This is a genomic window from Paenibacillus sp. BGI2013 (assembly GCF_002843485.1).
Classification (GTDB): Bacteria; Bacillota; Bacilli; order Paenibacillales; family Paenibacillaceae; genus Paenibacillus; species Paenibacillus amylolyticus.
This window is the reverse complement of record NZ_PJFA01000001.1, coordinates 450059-466409: the sequence shown is the minus strand read 5'-3', so window position 1 is coordinate 466409 and position 16351 is coordinate 450059. Positions and strand designations below refer to the sequence as shown.

The 16351-nt window shown below is 46.6% G+C and carries 16 protein-coding genes; 4 read left to right on the top strand and 12 right to left on the bottom strand.

Annotated features, from left to right (window positions below; all coding sequences use genetic code 11):
• Positions 1-93: 93 nt before the first annotated feature.
• From CXK86_RS02105 to CXK86_RS02090, 3 genes are all read right to left on the bottom strand, one after another.
• On the bottom strand, positions 94-897 hold the full coding sequence (locus CXK86_RS02105) for a Cof-type HAD-IIB family hydrolase (protein WP_101313407.1): 804 nt from the start codon (positions 895-897) through the stop codon (positions 94-96).
• 420 nt (positions 898-1317) lie between these two features.
• A complete protein-coding gene (locus CXK86_RS02095; protein ID WP_101313405.1) occupies positions 1318-2064 on the bottom strand; it encodes a pseudouridine synthase in 747 nt (248 codons plus the stop codon).
• On the bottom strand, positions 2061-3758 hold the full coding sequence (locus CXK86_RS02090; protein ID WP_101313404.1) for an RsmB/NOP family class I SAM-dependent RNA methyltransferase: 1698 nt from the start codon (positions 3756-3758) through the stop codon (positions 2061-2063). Before CXK86_RS02090 ends, CXK86_RS02095 begins: the two co-directional genes overlap by 4 nt.
• A 221-nt stretch (positions 3759-3979) precedes the next feature.
• Here CXK86_RS02090 and CXK86_RS02085 point away from each other — a divergent pair, with 221 nt between their 5' ends.
• Positions 3980-4528, top strand: a complete 549-nt coding sequence (locus CXK86_RS02085; protein WP_047842389.1) for a thioredoxin family protein — start codon at positions 3980-3982, stop codon at positions 4526-4528.
• A gap of 217 nt (positions 4529-4745) precedes the next feature.
• On the opposite strand, the gene CXK86_RS02080 is transcribed toward CXK86_RS02085, so the two are convergent.
• From CXK86_RS02080 to CXK86_RS02070, 3 genes are all read right to left on the bottom strand, one after another.
• Entirely contained in the window at positions 4746-5228 is a 483-nt protein-coding gene (locus CXK86_RS02080; RefSeq protein ID WP_101313403.1) for a DUF309 domain-containing protein, read from the bottom strand.
• Entirely contained in the window at positions 5215-6030 is an 816-nt protein-coding gene (gene yjbM / locus CXK86_RS02075; protein ID WP_036609636.1) for a GTP diphosphokinase, read from the bottom strand. Before yjbM ends, CXK86_RS02080 begins: the two co-directional genes overlap by 14 nt.
• 135 nt (positions 6031-6165) lie before the next feature.
• Positions 6166-7263, bottom strand: coding sequence for a quinone-dependent dihydroorotate dehydrogenase (locus CXK86_RS02070; RefSeq protein WP_017689366.1), 1098 nt, complete (start codon positions 7261-7263; stop codon positions 6166-6168).
• 255 nt (positions 7264-7518) lie between these two features.
• Here CXK86_RS02070 and CXK86_RS31945 point away from each other — a divergent pair, with 255 nt between their 5' ends.
• Positions 7519-7656, top strand: coding sequence for a hypothetical protein (locus tag CXK86_RS31945; protein ID WP_017689367.1), 138 nt, complete (start codon positions 7519-7521; stop codon positions 7654-7656).
• Positions 7657-7698: 42 nt separating this feature from the next.
• Here CXK86_RS31945 and CXK86_RS02065 read toward each other — a convergent pair whose 3' ends face one another.
• From CXK86_RS02065 to CXK86_RS02055, 3 genes are all read right to left on the bottom strand, one after another.
• On the bottom strand, positions 7699-9141 hold the full coding sequence (locus tag CXK86_RS02065; RefSeq protein ID WP_101313402.1) for a L,D-transpeptidase family protein: 1443 nt from the start codon (positions 9139-9141) through the stop codon (positions 7699-7701).
• A 220-nt stretch (positions 9142-9361) separates the two neighbouring features.
• Positions 9362-9604 (bottom strand): ferredoxin, encoded by a 243-nt coding sequence (locus tag CXK86_RS02060; protein ID WP_017689369.1) that lies wholly within the window; start codon positions 9602-9604, stop codon positions 9362-9364.
• Positions 9605-9720: 116 nt separating this feature from the next.
• Entirely contained in the window at positions 9721-11022 is a 1302-nt protein-coding gene (locus CXK86_RS02055) for a DNA polymerase IV (protein WP_101313401.1), read from the bottom strand.
• A gap of 531 nt (positions 11023-11553) precedes the next feature.
• Between CXK86_RS02055 and cimA the strand changes: the two genes are divergently transcribed.
• Positions 11554-13173, top strand: coding sequence for a citramalate synthase (gene cimA / locus CXK86_RS02050; protein ID WP_100529309.1), 1620 nt, complete (start codon positions 11554-11556; stop codon positions 13171-13173).
• Positions 13174-13255: 82 nt separating this feature from the next.
• Here the strand turns inward: cimA and CXK86_RS02045 are convergent, their stop codons facing one another.
• The gene (locus CXK86_RS02045) at positions 13256-13807 is read right to left on the bottom strand and encodes a TlpA family protein disulfide reductase (RefSeq protein ID WP_076318425.1); all 552 of its coding nucleotides are present in this window, start codon (positions 13805-13807) and stop codon (positions 13256-13258) included.
• A gap of 226 nt (positions 13808-14033) precedes the next feature.
• On the opposite strand from CXK86_RS02045, the gene CXK86_RS02040 reads away from it, so the two are divergent.
• Positions 14034-14525: a M67 family metallopeptidase gene (locus CXK86_RS02040; protein ID WP_101313400.1), complete on the top strand. Its 492-nt coding sequence runs from the start codon at positions 14034-14036 to the stop codon at positions 14523-14525.
• On the opposite strand, the gene CXK86_RS02035 is transcribed toward CXK86_RS02040, so the two are convergent.
• Positions 14511-15248: an exonuclease domain-containing protein gene (locus tag CXK86_RS02035; RefSeq protein WP_017689374.1), complete on the bottom strand. Its 738-nt coding sequence runs from the start codon at positions 15246-15248 to the stop codon at positions 14511-14513. The two genes, CXK86_RS02040 and CXK86_RS02035, sit on opposite strands and share 15 nt — an antisense overlap.
• Positions 15245-16330, bottom strand: a complete 1086-nt coding sequence (locus CXK86_RS02030; protein ID WP_373888051.1) for a DUF294 nucleotidyltransferase-like domain-containing protein — start codon at positions 16328-16330, stop codon at positions 15245-15247. The genes CXK86_RS02035 and CXK86_RS02030 overlap by 4 nt, the downstream gene beginning before the upstream one ends.
• Between the last annotated feature and the right edge of the window lie 21 nt (positions 16331-16351).

Sequence of the window (16351 nt, the reverse complement as noted above, 5' to 3'; positions counted from 1 at the left end):
TGTCCTCCTCCATTCCTAACATTATTCTCTTAGGATGCCCCTGAGGACGGTAGATTATGAGGAAAGCGTGCATTTTAAGTATAAGATGTAGGGTTAGACGGATAACACATATTTTTGGATTGCGTGTGCCACACCCTGCTCGTTATTGGAGAGTGTAACCTCGTCCGCAGCAGCTTTCACCTCGTCCGGTGAATTATCCATGGCAATGCCTTTTCCCGCAAAAGTCAGCATCGTAATATCATTGAAGTAGTTACCAATCGCCATAATCTCCGAAGGCATGATTCCTTTCGATTCAGCAAGCCTTTTCAGTGCAGCGCCTTTGGACGCTTCGGGATGCATCAGATCAATAAAAAAGTCACCACTCCGTGTCATATAATAAGGCAGATTCCAAGTTGACCATTCCTGAAGTACTGCATCCATCTGTTCAATCGGACCAAATGCAGTGAACTTCGCCAGCGGTTCTGTCATGTCAACCCACTTGGGTAACTTCAGCGGCTCGGCCATAAAGTTGTAATACATCTCACGCACCTGCAACCCCAAACCTTCCGGTTGATCCACATACAGACCAAATGCTGTATTGATGTCAAAATGTACTCCATTGGTTCGACAGTAAGATATAATCGGCTCCAGTCCTTGTCCATCTAATGCAAAATGATGAACTACCTCACGGGTATCGACTTGCGCGGTAACGGCGCCGTTATGCGTAATCACATATCCATCCAGTCCCATCTGCTCCATAAAAGGAATCGTGTTGGCAGGACCTCTACCTGAACACAGGACAATCTCTGCTCCTTGACGGGAAGCTTGGATCAAGGTCTCCTGAGTCCATTCGGTAAGTTCATGATGATCACTCAGTAGTGTTCCATCTACATCAAGTGCAATTAATTTATAAGTCATCTGGCTTCATCCTCATCTGTTAGTAGTCGCACCCACCCAAACCCTCCCTTCCAAGGGAGGGCCCCAGAGGGCTCTGCCCTCTGGACTCCCGTCTTGCTCACCGGTGTTAGGTCGGGTCTTGCTATGTCACGGTTGTCGTAGGAACGCTTGTTGCCGAGCACACCGCTGGTCAGCGGCGGTCCCGCCCAAGCTTAACCGGGACCATTACGGGCAGGGCTTCGCTCTCTGCCCGGCTCCCTGCTCCGCTTCGCAAAGGACGGGAGCTTTCTCGCCTGCGGCGTTAGTATCGGGGCTCCGCTTCCCTCCACGACTCCCTGCTTCACTTCGCAAAGGACGGGAGCTTTTTCGCCTTCGGCGGTTAGTATCGGGGCTTTGCTTCCCTCCACGACTCCCTGCTCGCTTCGCAAAGGACGGGAGCTTTTACTTCCGCAGAAGGCTCAACTCATCTGCGGTTAGTTCACGATAGCTTCCGATAGTAAGATCGGAAGCTAGTTCCAGATCACCCATAGCTACGCGTTTCAGATAAATCACTCGCTTGCCTACCGCCTGAAACATACGTTTCACTTGGTGAAACTTCCCTTCGTGAATAATAAGCGAGATCGACGAGATCGTACCTTCTTCCGTCTCTTCCTGACCGAGTATAGTCAGCTGAGCAGGTAATGTCTCGTACCCGTCATCCAATTGAATTCCCGCCTTGAAACGTTGCACATCCGCTTCATCCACGTTTCCCAGCACACGGGCTTCATAGGTTTTGGGCACATGCTTGCGTGGAGATAACAGATCATGGGCAAGTGGACCGTCATTCGTAAGAATGAGCAGTCCCTCCGTATCCTTATCCAGTCGTCCCACAGGAAAAGGATTGAACACCCGATCCTCTTTGCGCAGCAGATCCAGTACCGTCTTATCTCTGTTGTCCTCGGTAGCAGACACGACACCCGGAGGTTTATGCAGCATCAGATAGATCATCTCCCGATACACAATCCGCTCTCCATCGGCTTCAATGACGTTGACCTCGGGGTTCACCTGTACCCCGCTGTCTTTCACCGCTTTGCCGTCCACATGGATTCTGCCTTGTTTCACCATCTTTTTAAGTTCACTTCGTGTTCCCACACCCATATGGCTTAATATTTTGTCCAGACGCAACGTTTGTTTTCCTTTTCCACTCATACCGATGTCCACCTCCAACCTGCCGGATATTCATTCTTCAGTACACCATCCAGCCATTTTCCCCAGCCAGCGGCATAACCATCTACACATACAAGAACATACCCTTTGGCAAACGTATCCGCCTTGAGCACCACTCGTTCTTCTTCAATATTTAACGTTTCACCCTTGAGGTATCTCACGGCTTCGCCATCAGCGGATGACAGATTTACGCTTCGCCGTGCTTCAGATGCATTCAAAGCACACGCAAGCGGGTGGGACGGAACAAATCGCCCATTCTTAATCGTGCCCATAAACCAGCCTGGACGAATGACTTTCAGTCCCTCCAACCGAGCTGCACCAACTGATGATTGATACACCCGATCTCCGTAACATACCGTCTCTCCAGTTAACTCAATCTCCAATTGTTCTTTCATAAACTGACTGTATATCGCAACCGGATCAATACTTGCCGGATCAGCTCCGCGTCCCTGACCTCGTTCCGATTTACGTCCACCGTGATCTTTACCTTTTTTGCTCTGTCTACCCGAATTCTTGCCGCCACCAGCCTGTCTGTCATGGGACTCTCGGGATTCGATTCGCAATAAACGTTCCTTTTTACGATCAGCCTTGGTCATAGCAATTGAAGAAGCAGCAATAGAGTGATCCTTGTTCCCCTCTGCTTCAATCCTGGACACATCCACGACCTGTCCATACTCCATTGCTCCTTCTTTAACTACTCCAGGTTGATCTGTTTCTATTTCTTGCCCTGCACGATGCAGCAACACAGCGACATAATGCCCCTCTCCTTCCAAAAGGTGAGGCCACAATCTTGCGGTGCCACGCGTTTGATCCAGTACAGCTTCCGTCTCCTCTGCCTTCTCTGGCATCATCTTACGTACCCATTCCGGACGTCCTGGAGCGAATCCTTTTTCTTCAGGAATGTCCATTACTACGAAATCACGGTTTACATTCAGGAACTCCGCAATCATTGCTTCGTTTTCCTCCGGCGCAAAGGTACATGTCGAGTACACAATGGTTCCTCCCGGGGCCAGCAACCGTGCCGCAGTCTCCAAGATATCCCGCTGCATGAGCACACATTTTTCCACCGAATGATGTTCCCACGATTTCACCATGTCTTCATCCTTGCGGAACATGCCTTCACCTGAGCAAGGCGCATCAATTAATACTTTGTCAAAATAATGAGGAAATGCATTTGCGATCCGCTCTGGCGACTCATTCAAAACAACCGCGTTACGCACCCCGTACAATTCCACGTTCTTGGCCAGCGCTTTTGTGCGTTCAGCATGGATATCGTTCGTGACAAGTACACCCTTGCCTTGCAGCTTTGCAGCAATCTGTGTCGTTTTTCCTCCCGGAGCAGCACATAGATCTAGCACACGATCTCCAGGCTCCACCTGCAATAATTCAACTGGAGCCATTGCACTTGGTTCCTGTATATAATACAAGCCTGCATGATAATAAGGGTGCAGCCCCGGTTTAACACCATGAGGTACATAGAATCCTGTCTCACACCACGGAATAGGTCTTAGATCAAACGGAGCAATCTCATCGAATTGTTCCATCGATATTTTTAGCGTATTCACTCTCAGCCCCGCATGTGGAGACTGTTCATAAGATTTCATAAATTGTTCAAACTCATCACCCAGCAAACTTTTCATTCGCTCAGCAAATATCAAAGGTAACTTTACACCCATATTCCCACTCATCCTGTCTTGGTAAGATTGCAATATCGTTTTATTTTATCATATCCAAGCTTTGCTTTCCTATCATATCGTATCTATTCCACTACAGCGTGTAATGTAGTATAATGGCAAGTAGATTGATTCCTGAGCAAAAATTCGGGTGTTTATGCATATTATCCCAACCTTTATTTTTGCCCAAACTATATTTCGATATGATCGATGGGGGATGTCCAATGAAATCCAAGAAGAAAAAGAAAAGTGCTGCGATCCTTATTTTCCTGGGTATTTTAATCATTATGATTGCAGCACTGGTTGTCGTAGACCAGCAATCCAAGAAACAGATGGATTCAGTGGAAAATGCTTATGGCATCGCTGCTTCCAAGCTTAATCCAGCTACACGGGAGCTACTTAGTGATCCCAACTATCAACAAATTATTGTACCCACTGATCTCAAAGCCAAAATCGATAACAAAGACAGCTTTTTTGTTTATTTCTTTGCTTCCGACTGCTCGCACTGCCGTGCCACAACACCTCAGTTGATGCCACTGGTTGACAGTGAAGGTATTGAGCTTCCACAGTTCAATCTGCGTGAATTCGAAGCAGGATGGACCGATTACAATATCGAGTTCACGCCTACACTCGTCTATTATGAGGCTGGTGTCGAGAAAGACCGTATGGTTGGCGGACTGCAAGAGAATGGTAGTGACCAGGGCTACACGCTGGATGATTACAAACAATTTTTCCAAAAATATAAAGGCAGTGCCGCTCCTTCGGCAAGCTAACTGCTAGATCCGTTCCCACAAGTATCTACAATCAGGCACTTGTATCACCAGACACTGTTCTGTTGAAGGACAGGCTATGCCACCTGCAATCATCTGAATATGACGCAACATTCAAAAACACCCCGATCGTTCCTTTTACAGGAATCGTCGGGGTGTTTCATATACATGGAACTTCATATCCATGGGATGCTCATTTGAATGTTAGCGTGATTACGGTTCAACTTTTACTCTGATCCATCGCCTTCATCTTCTCTTCGTATATTCGCCCTCTGGTAGGACTCCGCCGTTGCGGAATATTTGGTTTTAGCTCAAGCGATCTTCTAGATATCTCTTGTTCTAAGACCTCATCAACAATTCGTATGGACAAATCCCTATAAGTCGCAGACTGAGCGTCAGGCTCAGACAGTTGCTTCACGATTGCCTTTACTTCCTGTACCAAAATCCCAAGCTCAATGCCCAGAGTGGTAGCAGGATAAGGTTCCAGAAGATCAAGTGAGCTCTGTAACATCATCGTTCCTCCGCGGAGATTGCCATTCCTGAAGTGGTATAAACCAACCGCAATTTGCAACAACCCTTTATAGAGAGAATCCCGGTTACGTTCAAGCCACAATTCTTCCAGCACCTCATGACACTCGAAATAATCCTGATCCCGATTGAAGTAAATTAAGTAGTCAACGTACAGCGGCTCATAGATGCTCATCCGGGTTTTCGCCCTTTCTGGCGTTGTTCAGAAGTTTCTTCACGTCATCCAGCAAGTCTTTGAGCCCTTCCATATCATGCCGTTCCCAGTAATCGTTAAATCGCTTCTGTGCTTCAATTGCTTCACTGACAAGGTGGTAGAAGTATAATTGATGAATGATATTCAATGTTCTTGACACGATATTGGAATCATCCTCAAATGCCTTCTGCGCCTCCAAAATCTGTAGACGAATAGCAGACATCTCGTTGTCCAGTATAAACGCGGCCTCAGCCGTTTTTTTCAGCCTAGTTCTCATCTCATCAGGTAACCCTTCGCGAAACTTGTAACTCAGCGAATGTTCAATGGTAGCCCAGAAATTCATGGCAAGCGTCCGGATCTGTATCTCGGCCAAAACTTTCTTTTGTCCCAGAGCCGTCTGAACGGGATACTCAATAATCATATGGAAGCTTCGGTAGCCGCTCTCTTTGAAATTCGTAATGTAATCTTTCTCAATGAGTACCGTGAGATCCTTACGACCTCGAATATACTCGGCAACCCGACGGATATCATCCACGAACTGGCACATAATGCGGATACCTGCAATATCCTCAATGCCTGTTTCCACGTCATCAAGCGACACATTCAGTCGTCTGGATTTCTCCAGAATACTGGATATTTTTTTGACACGACCGGTAACGAATTCAATCGGGGCATACTCTTCCCGTTTCTTCAGTTCCGCTCGCATTGTCTTAAACTTGACTTTCAATTCCTCTACCGCTTGTTCATAAGGAAGTAAAAATGTACCCCAGTCTCTACCGTCCATGCTTATGCCTCCTGTCTCTATAGCGTCCCCTGTTCTATTCCATTATACATGATGTTTGGTGGGGGGAAGAGTCCCGAACCATTTTACGCTCTTCCCATGCTTCTATATTTTCATTCCGGGGATTCACATTCCTTCTTAACGATGCTCCGCACCAACCGCTTCAGAGATATGACGATAACCGTCCTTGCGCAGCAACTCACGCAGTCCGGCATGAATGCGCCGATTCACCTCGGGTCCTTCATAGATCAATGCTGTATATATTTCGACCAAGCTTGCTCCGGCTTTAATTTTCTCGTATGCATCCTCACTTGTGAAAATGCCACCTGAACCGATAATCGGAAGTTTGCCTTCGGTCTGGCGATAGATCTGGCGAATAATCTCCGTTGAACGGTCACGTAGAGGTTTACCGCTCAGACCGCCTGTTTCCTTCGCATGTTGGTGGGAAAGTCCTGTACGACTGATGGTTGTGTTCGTTGCAATAATACCAGCAACACCGCTGTCTGCAATTGTGCGAACCATATATTCAAGTTCCTGATCATTCACATCCGGTGCAATTTTCACCAGAACGGATTTGGTCGCTCCGCCCGCTCGTGCATGCTGCACGTTCATCTCGTTCATAACCGCAGCGAGCAGTTCCTTCAATTCATTCCCATGTTGCAGATTACGCAAATCCGGTGTATTTGGTGAACTGATATTAACCACGAATAGATCAGCATAATCGTATAGTGCCTGAATGCACTTCGAATAGTCCAGGTGAGCTTCCTCATTAGAAGTTGCCTTATTCTTGCCTATGTTAACAGCCACTGGAATACGCCGATCCTGTAGACGTGCCAATTCACCTGCCATGGCTTCCGCACCAAGATTGTTGAAGCCCATTCGGTTCACCAACGCCTCATCTGGAGGCAAACGGAACAGCCGTGGTTGATCGTTACCAGGTTGTGCAAGTGGTGTCACGGTTCCCACTTCCATGAATCCAAATCCGATGGAAGAAAAGCCCGTTACGGCCTGCCCGTTTTTGTCCAGACCCGCAGCCAGACCAACAGGTGTAGGGAAATGACACCCAAACATGTCAACAGCCAGATCAGACGTTTCCCGAACGCCGTACATCACACGCAGTCCGGAAGGAACCGGACGGATGCTACCCACGCCACTAAGGCCGCCAATAATCAGATGATGGGCCTGTTCAGGGTCCATTTTGAACAACAAAGGTTTAGCAAGACTTCTGTATAACAAATCACTCACTCCGTTCTGGTCCGGTACGCCAAAAAGCCGTTGTCCGTCTTTTCATATGTAAAAAAACACTCTACTCACAAGTTTATCTGTTTCTTATTAAAAAGGAAAGTAGTTTGCGCATAGACAGCACAAATCGAATAATACAAAATGCTCACAAGAAATCCACCCGCCCACTGGAAATGACGAGTTGAATTCTTTACAATGAGAGCATGGTTACTCTACACCAGTTCTATTCCAAATAAGGAGGAATAACTCATGGCTCCCAAACGTAAACCACCTGCATTACAGCAAAAGAAAGAAGAAGTGAATCGCAAAGCCATTGCATGGACAGCAGCCAGTGTAGGCGGCCTGATCATCATCATTGGTGCTCTTATCATTATTGCCAACATGTAGATGATTCAGGCTGAATCCATCTGATTCTACATATCAAACAGATCAATTCAGCCAGTGATACGTTTTGTTCGGATTATTTTGCTTTGGAACAAGTGTATGCTGATAACGCTGCTTTGCTTCTGGAACAAGCGTCAGATCTGGCAGTACATCTTCTCCAATGCGTACCGGAGTGCCTTGCGGAGCAAGAGCGAATAACTCTTCTACATCTCCTGTACGCATTCTCACACATCCAAGGGACTCATCCAGTCCGATACTGTCTGGCTCGTTGGTCCCGTGGATGGCATAATTCGTATTCGAGAGTTGCATACCTCTGCTTCCAAACTCACCGTTCGAGCGCCCATTCGGATTGACCACTTTATCTGTAATGACAAATGACCCCTCCGGTGTTCGATCACCACCAAGTCCCACATCATACATACGAACAATGGTATCCCCACTGATTAATGCAAGTTTATGTCTATCCTTATCAATGACAATCTCCAGCGGTTCCTGCAAAAAAGGCTGACCTCCCAGCGTATCTGCAAAAGCGGCATTTTTGCCTTGAGACGAATTCGAAGTCGTTGAACCATTCTCTTTACCACTCGAATCGTTCTTTCCTTCCTGTGCCTTTCCTTGATGCAAAGCTAACAGCTTCGGAAACATCTCGGTCATCCCTGACGCAGTCTCTCCCAGAATATTGTTCGGAAATGGCTGAGCCATTTGCGTTACACTCTTGGGCCAAGCATCATTTTTTTTGCGATAGGCAACGATTGCACTTGATAATGATGCAGCTGCTTCCTGCTTGGCGGTCCACGCCAAGGCCATCTTTTTGATTTTCGGTGTAATTTCAGGAGGTTCACAGTTACATTGCTTGGCATCATAACTCTGTGCAGTCAATTTCCCGCTTGTATTGGTTTGTACTATGTATTTCACAGGCATATTTCGTTTCCATAAAGACCAGTCATCCGAGGTTTGCATGCCCAGTACAGCAGAGGTCTCTACTTTTGGGCCAGACCCGGACCAGGCAGCTGCGAGCGCAGCCTCGCCATGATTACCTCCACCAAATGCCGCAGCAGTGAACACATTGCTTGGCGCAATGGATGCAGTTCCAACCTGTTTATCCGCTTCTACAGGCGCTTCGATGTCATCTGTGGATTCCAGTGCTGCTGACAGTGCGTCGGCCGCTTCCCGACTGAAACCCGGAGCGTCCGCAGGTGGCAGACCTGCCAGCACAAGCAGCATGAGCAACGTGAGCCACATTTTGCGTCTACGTTGTTTTTTCTCCTTTTGCTCAGACATCTCCACCAGTTTCTCCTGATAGTCTACCCAGATGTCAGCAGGAGCTTTACTGCGTTCAAATGCCTCATAAACCTCGCCCGCTTGCTGAAAACAATAATTGGCTTTGGCCTCCTGTCCTTCGCCCAAATACTCCTTTCCAAGCAAGTACCAAGCCATTTTATTGTCGGGATGTTTCTTGACATATGTTCTTAGATGAGTATTTTGCATCCGATCCTCCACTATTTCGCCTTTTTCCGTATATCATTATATATCGGCATAACCAAGCGTTGAATCCATAGGACTTGAGTACCCGGTAGAAAAAAGGGGGGTTCGACAATGTTCGTCCTTGATCCACAGATTAGATAATCACAGTTGAATGAAAACAAAAAAAGCACCTTCCCTTGTCGTTAAGACAAAAGAAAGTGCTCTGTGTTCATGTGAGAAATACTTAGCCTTCTTTATTGAAAGGCTCGTCCGCTACTTTGATTGAATCTGTAGGGCAGCCATCGCATGCATCCTGCATATCGTCAAACAAGTCGTCTGGAATAGCTTTGACACCATGGTTAGCATCGCCGTCAAAGATAACTTCAGCCAAACCTTCATCATCATAATCGTAGATGTCTGGAGCTGTTGCTCCACAAGCGCCACATGCGATACATGTGTCTTTTTCAACCCAAGTATATTTACTCATTTACATTCTCTCCTCCTAAAATTCGAAACGTACAGTGTTTTTATCTAGAAACATATTAATACAAAGTAAGGATAATTACAAACATTTTGCAACCACAAGTCTCTATTATCCCTTATTTAATCAAGACTTTGCAAGTTATCTTTTTGCAGGGAAGTACCGCGCACTTTATGATTACGAAGCAGCACGGAAGGATCGTCTCCAAGCATGCCGGCGGTCACAACAGCATTCTCACCAAATTTATCACGTAACTGATCCATAATCCGAATCAGATTGTCCTTCTTGGGCTTCTGCTCATATTCGAACAAGTCCATCTGTACAGCGGATTCTTCTCTTGGAATCAGGTTTTGAAGTGTCACACCCAGCATGCGTACAGGTTTGCCACTACCCCAATGCTTCTCAAATAGTTTACAGGCCTCACGATATATGACCGTTGCATCCTCCGTAGGAACTTCCATTAGACGTGATCGGGTGATTGTCTTCATATCCGGTGTGCGGATCGTAATCTGAATACCCTGGCTGAACATTTCGTGCTTGCGCAACCTTCTGGCTACCTGGTCACTTATATTGAGGAACACCCGATGAATCTCATTCATATCCGATACATCCGCCGGTAAAGTGGTTGTATGCCCAATGGATTTATTGGCCTCCCGTTCCGCGTGAACTGCGGAATGGTTAATGCCATTCGCAGAATTTTTGAGCCATGCTCCATTAACTCCAAATAGTTCGGTCAACATGCTCTCATCCGACTTGGCCAATTGACCAATCGTTTCAATGCCCAATTTTTTCAGCTTTTCAGCCGTTTTTTTGCCAATGCCAAACATCTCGTTGCATGGTCTGTGCCAAAGAATCCGGGGTACGTCTCTCATGCGTAAAATGGAAATACCGTTCGGTTTTTTCAGATCCGAAGCCATTTTCGCCAATAATTTGTTGGGTGCAATGCCAATGGAACATGGCAGCCCCAATTCATCCTTGATTCTCCGCTGAATACTCTCCGCAATCTCCATTGGATTCCCGAATTGCCTTGAACCTGTAATATCAAGATAACATTCATCAATGGATGTCGCCTCAAGTTGAGGCGTATAACTATACGCAATCTGCATGAAGGCTCTTGAATATTGACGATATAAATGGAAATCAGGACGGATCACAATGAGATCAGGGCACTTTTTCATGGCTTGGTGCACAACCATACCTGTTGAGATGCCTCGATTACGAGCGGCATATGAGCAGGTTACAATTACACCCTTTCGCAGTTCACTGCTGCCCGCAACGGCCGTTGCTTTTCCTCTATATAAATCTGGTTCCTCGGCTTCATGTACAGAGCAGTAGAAAGCATTCATATCGACATGCAGAATCACCCGTCCGGCTGCAGGGTAATATTGATCCACATTTGCTGGAGGATTGCCGTCTGAAGACATCATGAACCCCCGCCCTTTCTTGCACACTAATTAATGAAACGAATTTCTTTCTTCTATAGTATATCAAACCCGTTATGTTAATTCAGTCATGAGCATTTATTTTCTGCGAGATCTGATCAGAGACCGAATAATTAACCAGCCTACACTCACAAAAAGTATCAAAGTGATCAGAGCAATAATCGTATTTTCCCATACAAAACTCAAAATCAACCCTCCTTTTCTTCCATATATTCCAATTAAAACTCAATAATAGATTATAACATACATCCGGATTATGATTAACAACCTTCTTTTTTCTCTAAAATCCGTTAATTGTTACATGAAACTGCGATTTCTATGTAGCATTTGGCTATAATGGTGCTATAATAATTAATTATACAAATTGACGACTTTAGGACAAATCAGCGCACCCAGTTTAACACAGTGTAGCGTTGCCGAATCGAAGGATTCGTCCACTAACGTACTTAACAGCTTTTCCTAACTTACAATCCAAACTTTTAAAAGAGCGCTTTATCTCAAAGGAGGATCTTCATGTCAAAGGCCATTTCCATCTTCGATACGACTTTACGTGACGGCACACAAGGGGAGGGTGTCAGCTTATCGGCAGACGACAAACTCAAAATTGCCAAGAAGCTTGATGACCTGGGTGTCCATTATATTGAAGGCGGAATTCCCGGCAGCAATACCAAGGACATTGAGTTTTTCAAAAGAGTCAAGGAATTAAACCTGAACGCAAAGGTTGTTGCTTTTGGCAGTACCCGCCGAAAAGGCAGTGTTGCTAGTGAAGACGCCAACCTGAAGCGCATGATCGAATCTGGTGCTCAGGCTGCAACCCTGGTCGGTAAATCATGGGACTTCCATGTGCATACCGCTTTGCAGACTACTTTGGAAGAAAATTTGTCCATGATCTATGATTCCATCGCCTATCTGAAACAGAATGGAATGGAAGTGATCTTTGATGCAGAACACTTCTTTGACGGATTCAAACATAACCCGGAGTATGCTCAAGCGGTCTTGACCAAGGCCCACGAAGCTGGAGCGGACTGGCTCGTTATGTGTGATACCAACGGCGGGACGATGCCAAACGAGGTGCACGAGATCGTATCCACATTGCATAGAAGCCTGCCTCATGCACATCTCGGTATCCATACACATAATGATTGTGAACTGGCTGTGGCCAACACACTCAGCGCTGTACAAGCCGGAGCCCGTCAGGTGCAAGGAACGATGAACGGTTATGGAGAGCGTTGCGGTAACGCCAATCTCGCATCCATTATCCCGAACCTGCAACTGAAACTTGGTTATGAATGTGTTACTGAAGATTCCATGAGACAACTTACAAACGTGGCTCGTTATGTTAGCGAGATTGCCAATGTGAATATGCCGATTAATCAGCCTTATGTCGGCAATGCTGCTTTTGCTCATAAAGGTGGAATTCACGTCTCTGCCATCCTGCGGGATTCACGTACCTATGAACACATCGTCCCTGAACTGGTTGGTAACAAACAACGTGTGCTGGTCTCTGAACTTGCCGGACAAAGTAACATTGTATCCAAAGCTCAGGAACTGGGGCTTGAGTTCGATCCAAGCAGTGCCAATTCACGTCAGATTATTGAGAAGATCAAAGACCTGGAACATCAGGGTTACCAGTTCGAAGGTGCAGATGCTTCGCTTGAATTGTTAATTCGTGAAGCGAACGGTGACATGAAAGAATTGTTCACGTTTGAATCATTCAAAATGCTTGTAGAGAAAACGGCAGGCAAATCCGTTGTTTCTGAAGCTTTTGTCAAAGTGAATATCGCTGGAACAAGCGCTTATACCGCTGCTGAGGGCAATGGTCCGGTTAACGCACTCGATAACGCCCTTCGGAAAGCGCTGGTGCAATACTTCCCTTCACTCGCCAACATGCATCTGTCAGACTACAAAGTGCGTGTACTGGATGAGAAGGATGCCACAGCTGCCAAAGTTCGTGTATTGATAGAATCCAAAAATACGGAGAACACATGGAACACTGTCGGTGTATCCGAGAACGTAATTGAAGCAAGTTGGGAAGCACTCGTACACAGTTTCCGCTATGCGTTGCTTCAAGAAAAATTGCAGGATGAGCCGGGTACACTCCCTATTCCTGCTCATGGGATAAGCAACCACTAATAACGCTTATTTCCCGGAAAATATAAAGAAGCCTCTGTACCCATGATTCATGGATGCAAAGGCTTCTTTGTTTACATGAAAATTAATTCGCAATTAACTTTTTAATCTTACGTTCCAACTCTTTCTCAGGCAATATGCCCAGAACAATCTCCTGTATAACTCCTCTGGAGTCAATCAGAACATTCGTTGGAAAAGCCACCCCATTGTATTGAGCATACACAGTCCCCTTCTCATCCAAGGGAATAGGGAATGTCAGTTGGTACTCATCTACAAAAGCTTTGGCATCTTTGAGTTTATCGTATGACGTTACATTAACCCCATACATGTCAAGCTTATCCTTGTATTTCGCAGCCATTCTGTTCAGCTCCGGAGCTTCCTGCTTACACGGCTCACACCAGGATGCCCAGAAACTGACGAATGTGGCCTTATCTTTGGCACCGCCCACACTGTACGTCTCTCCATCCATTGCTGTCAGAGAAAAAGCAGGTGCCAGAAGACCCGCACGTGGTCCCGTCTCAGTAGGCATCGGTTCTTCCTGCTTAAAGACGGCTGCAATGCCGTCACCCGCATTCTGGGCCAGTGCAATACCAACCAGCAAGACAGCACCAAGGAGTATGTATATGTTTCGTTTCATAACCCGCCACCCTTTTATATAATTAGCACATTGAAACTGAAACCGTAATTTCTGCACATGCTAAGTGTTTATCACGCTCTATCATAGTTCACCAGAACATGATTCCCAAATGTTCTCTTTATTATTGTACCCTTTTCCTTTAAAATTTTACAATCCGCATCACAGAAAATAAAATGAAAAAGGACTCCTGCCGTAGCAGGAGCCAAAGAGAGAGGGGTGAATACAAATGGCAGCACTTCACGGGCAGCAAAACGCCTTCTACATCCCTTCTTCCGTAGAACAAGAGATGTCAAAGCACATGTTCCTTTCGCTACCACAAGAAGCCTGCGGGGTTATGCTGGGTGAAACCGCAGCGGGCGGTATACGAATCAGTCGGTTTCAGCCCATTCGTAACGTAGCACCTGACCCGCTGCACCATTTTACTCTGGACGATGCCGAATGGATTCGGTGCGTATTCTCCGAGCCCAAGCTCATCGGTATCTTCCATTCTCATCCCCAGACCAGGCCTGTTCCTTCCTTAGAGGACTTGCAAGCTCTTCCGGCCTTCGCCGGTTTGCTTCAGATGTACCTCATCGGCTCACCCGACCTTACAAGCGGGTCGCGATCTCATATGCATCTGAACGGTTATCTGATTGAATCTTCGAAGGAATGGCAGGATCCGGCACAACACGTTGTGCCTTCATACAATCTGCTTCCCGTTCCGTTATGCGTGACTTAGCTGGGTATACAGATCACCCAAGGTCTCCACATTTTTACGAGTCATGTCCTCCAAGTAGCAGGACCATAACTGTGCAGTCATTTTTGAATCTTCCAGTGCATGGTGACGTCCATAGATCGGAATCCCTCTGGATTCCAGCAATTCATCCAGACCATACCCCGGCCTGCTTGGTTCAAGCCAGCGGGCCAACATCATCGTATCGATTAAACGATGCGTCAGCCTTACCTTTGAAGTCCGCCACAGAGCTGCATTCAGAAAGGCTCGGTCATGCGCACTTGCGTGTGCAATCAGAACATTTCCACCTACAAAAGACATGAAATCATGCAACCCTTCCAGCAAAGTTGGTGCGTCCAACGTCATCTCCTGTGTAATACCTGTAAGTTCAGTAATATGTTCCGGAACTGCGGTCTTGGACTGCACCACCGTATAAAACTGTTCTCCTTCCAGTACCACACCTCCATGTATACGGACCGCACCAAATGAGATAATCTCATCCCCGTGCTGTGGCGAAAATCCCGTCGTTTCCAGATCAAATACAACTGCGTCCAGCTCATTTAGAGGTGTATGCAGAACCTCAGGTCTGCGCTGTTCTCTCATCATAGAGCGGATAAACGCCATGTGTTGCGCCGTAGGGGCTCCCATAATGGAAGCGATGGCGGAAGGAACCCCTCCCTGACGCAGCGAATTCCAGAATCCTGTATTGCCCCTTGCCGGCTCTCTCATGGACGTCTCCTTTCTGCAAAACGCAACTGTCTTTGCAAAGCACGATGCACTCGTCGTACCAACCCGAGCGTATCCCTGAGCTCATAATGAATCTGTTTTTGTTTCATCTGTTTCTCATCCAGGAACCCACTGCTATGTTGCAAATCCCCTTGGATGACAATCGGTGTACTTCTGCGAAATTTCAAAGCGGCAAAGAAGGCCCGCTGGCATGCATCCAGTAATGTAAATGGAACAGCTTCAAGTGAAGTCAGTCTCTCCATTCTTTTTAACGTAGATGACTCCTTGATCCCATGTTGCAAAGCCAAATAACGTGCACTGTTCACCAGCGGAATGTACAAGCCATACTTGACATCAAATCCGCCTGCATGTTCACCAAATCGTTCTGTGACCACACGTCCGAGTACATTTAATGTAGCTTTATGTTTAACCGTATTGCGAAGAACTGCATCCGAAAGTTCAGGAACCAGTCTGAACTGTTCATAAAAACTCGTGATCCATTCCTCCGCCAGACTTTGTTCACCTGCAACAAAACGCATGTCTGAAGCAATTATCAGATTACGAACGGGCTCCCAATTCAGATCCGAGCTCCAATCTGCTAATTGTTGCTTCCATGACGCCAGCGTTTTTCTCCAGAGTGGCTCAGAGCACATGACTTTGCCTTCGCACTTGGCGTAACCAAGCTCTTCTAACATATCCGTCATTCGCAGTCCGAGCTGAGCAAAATATTCCTCTTTACCTTCTTGTGGAGTATCGCTAATGATCATGCCATTGTCCTGATCACTCCATAACGTTGCTTCTTCCCTGCCGGAACTGCCAAATACGATAAAGGCATAGGGGACGGGAGGTTGGCCGAAGCCTTCCTCAACCATCCCCTGAATGCATAACTCTACTGCTTTCCGTGCAATCCGGTCATGCAGTTCATTTACCGTTTGGTACCACTCGATCGGCGACAAGGAAGCGGACAACAATTCCTGGAGCTCGTTCTGTAATATTACACGTGCCTGGCGCAGTTCTTGAGAAGACACCGCACCATCGATTCCCTGATAAGACCAGGAATAGTTTCTATACGAGATGGGTTCCATCATGTCCAGCCTCCTTGAAGC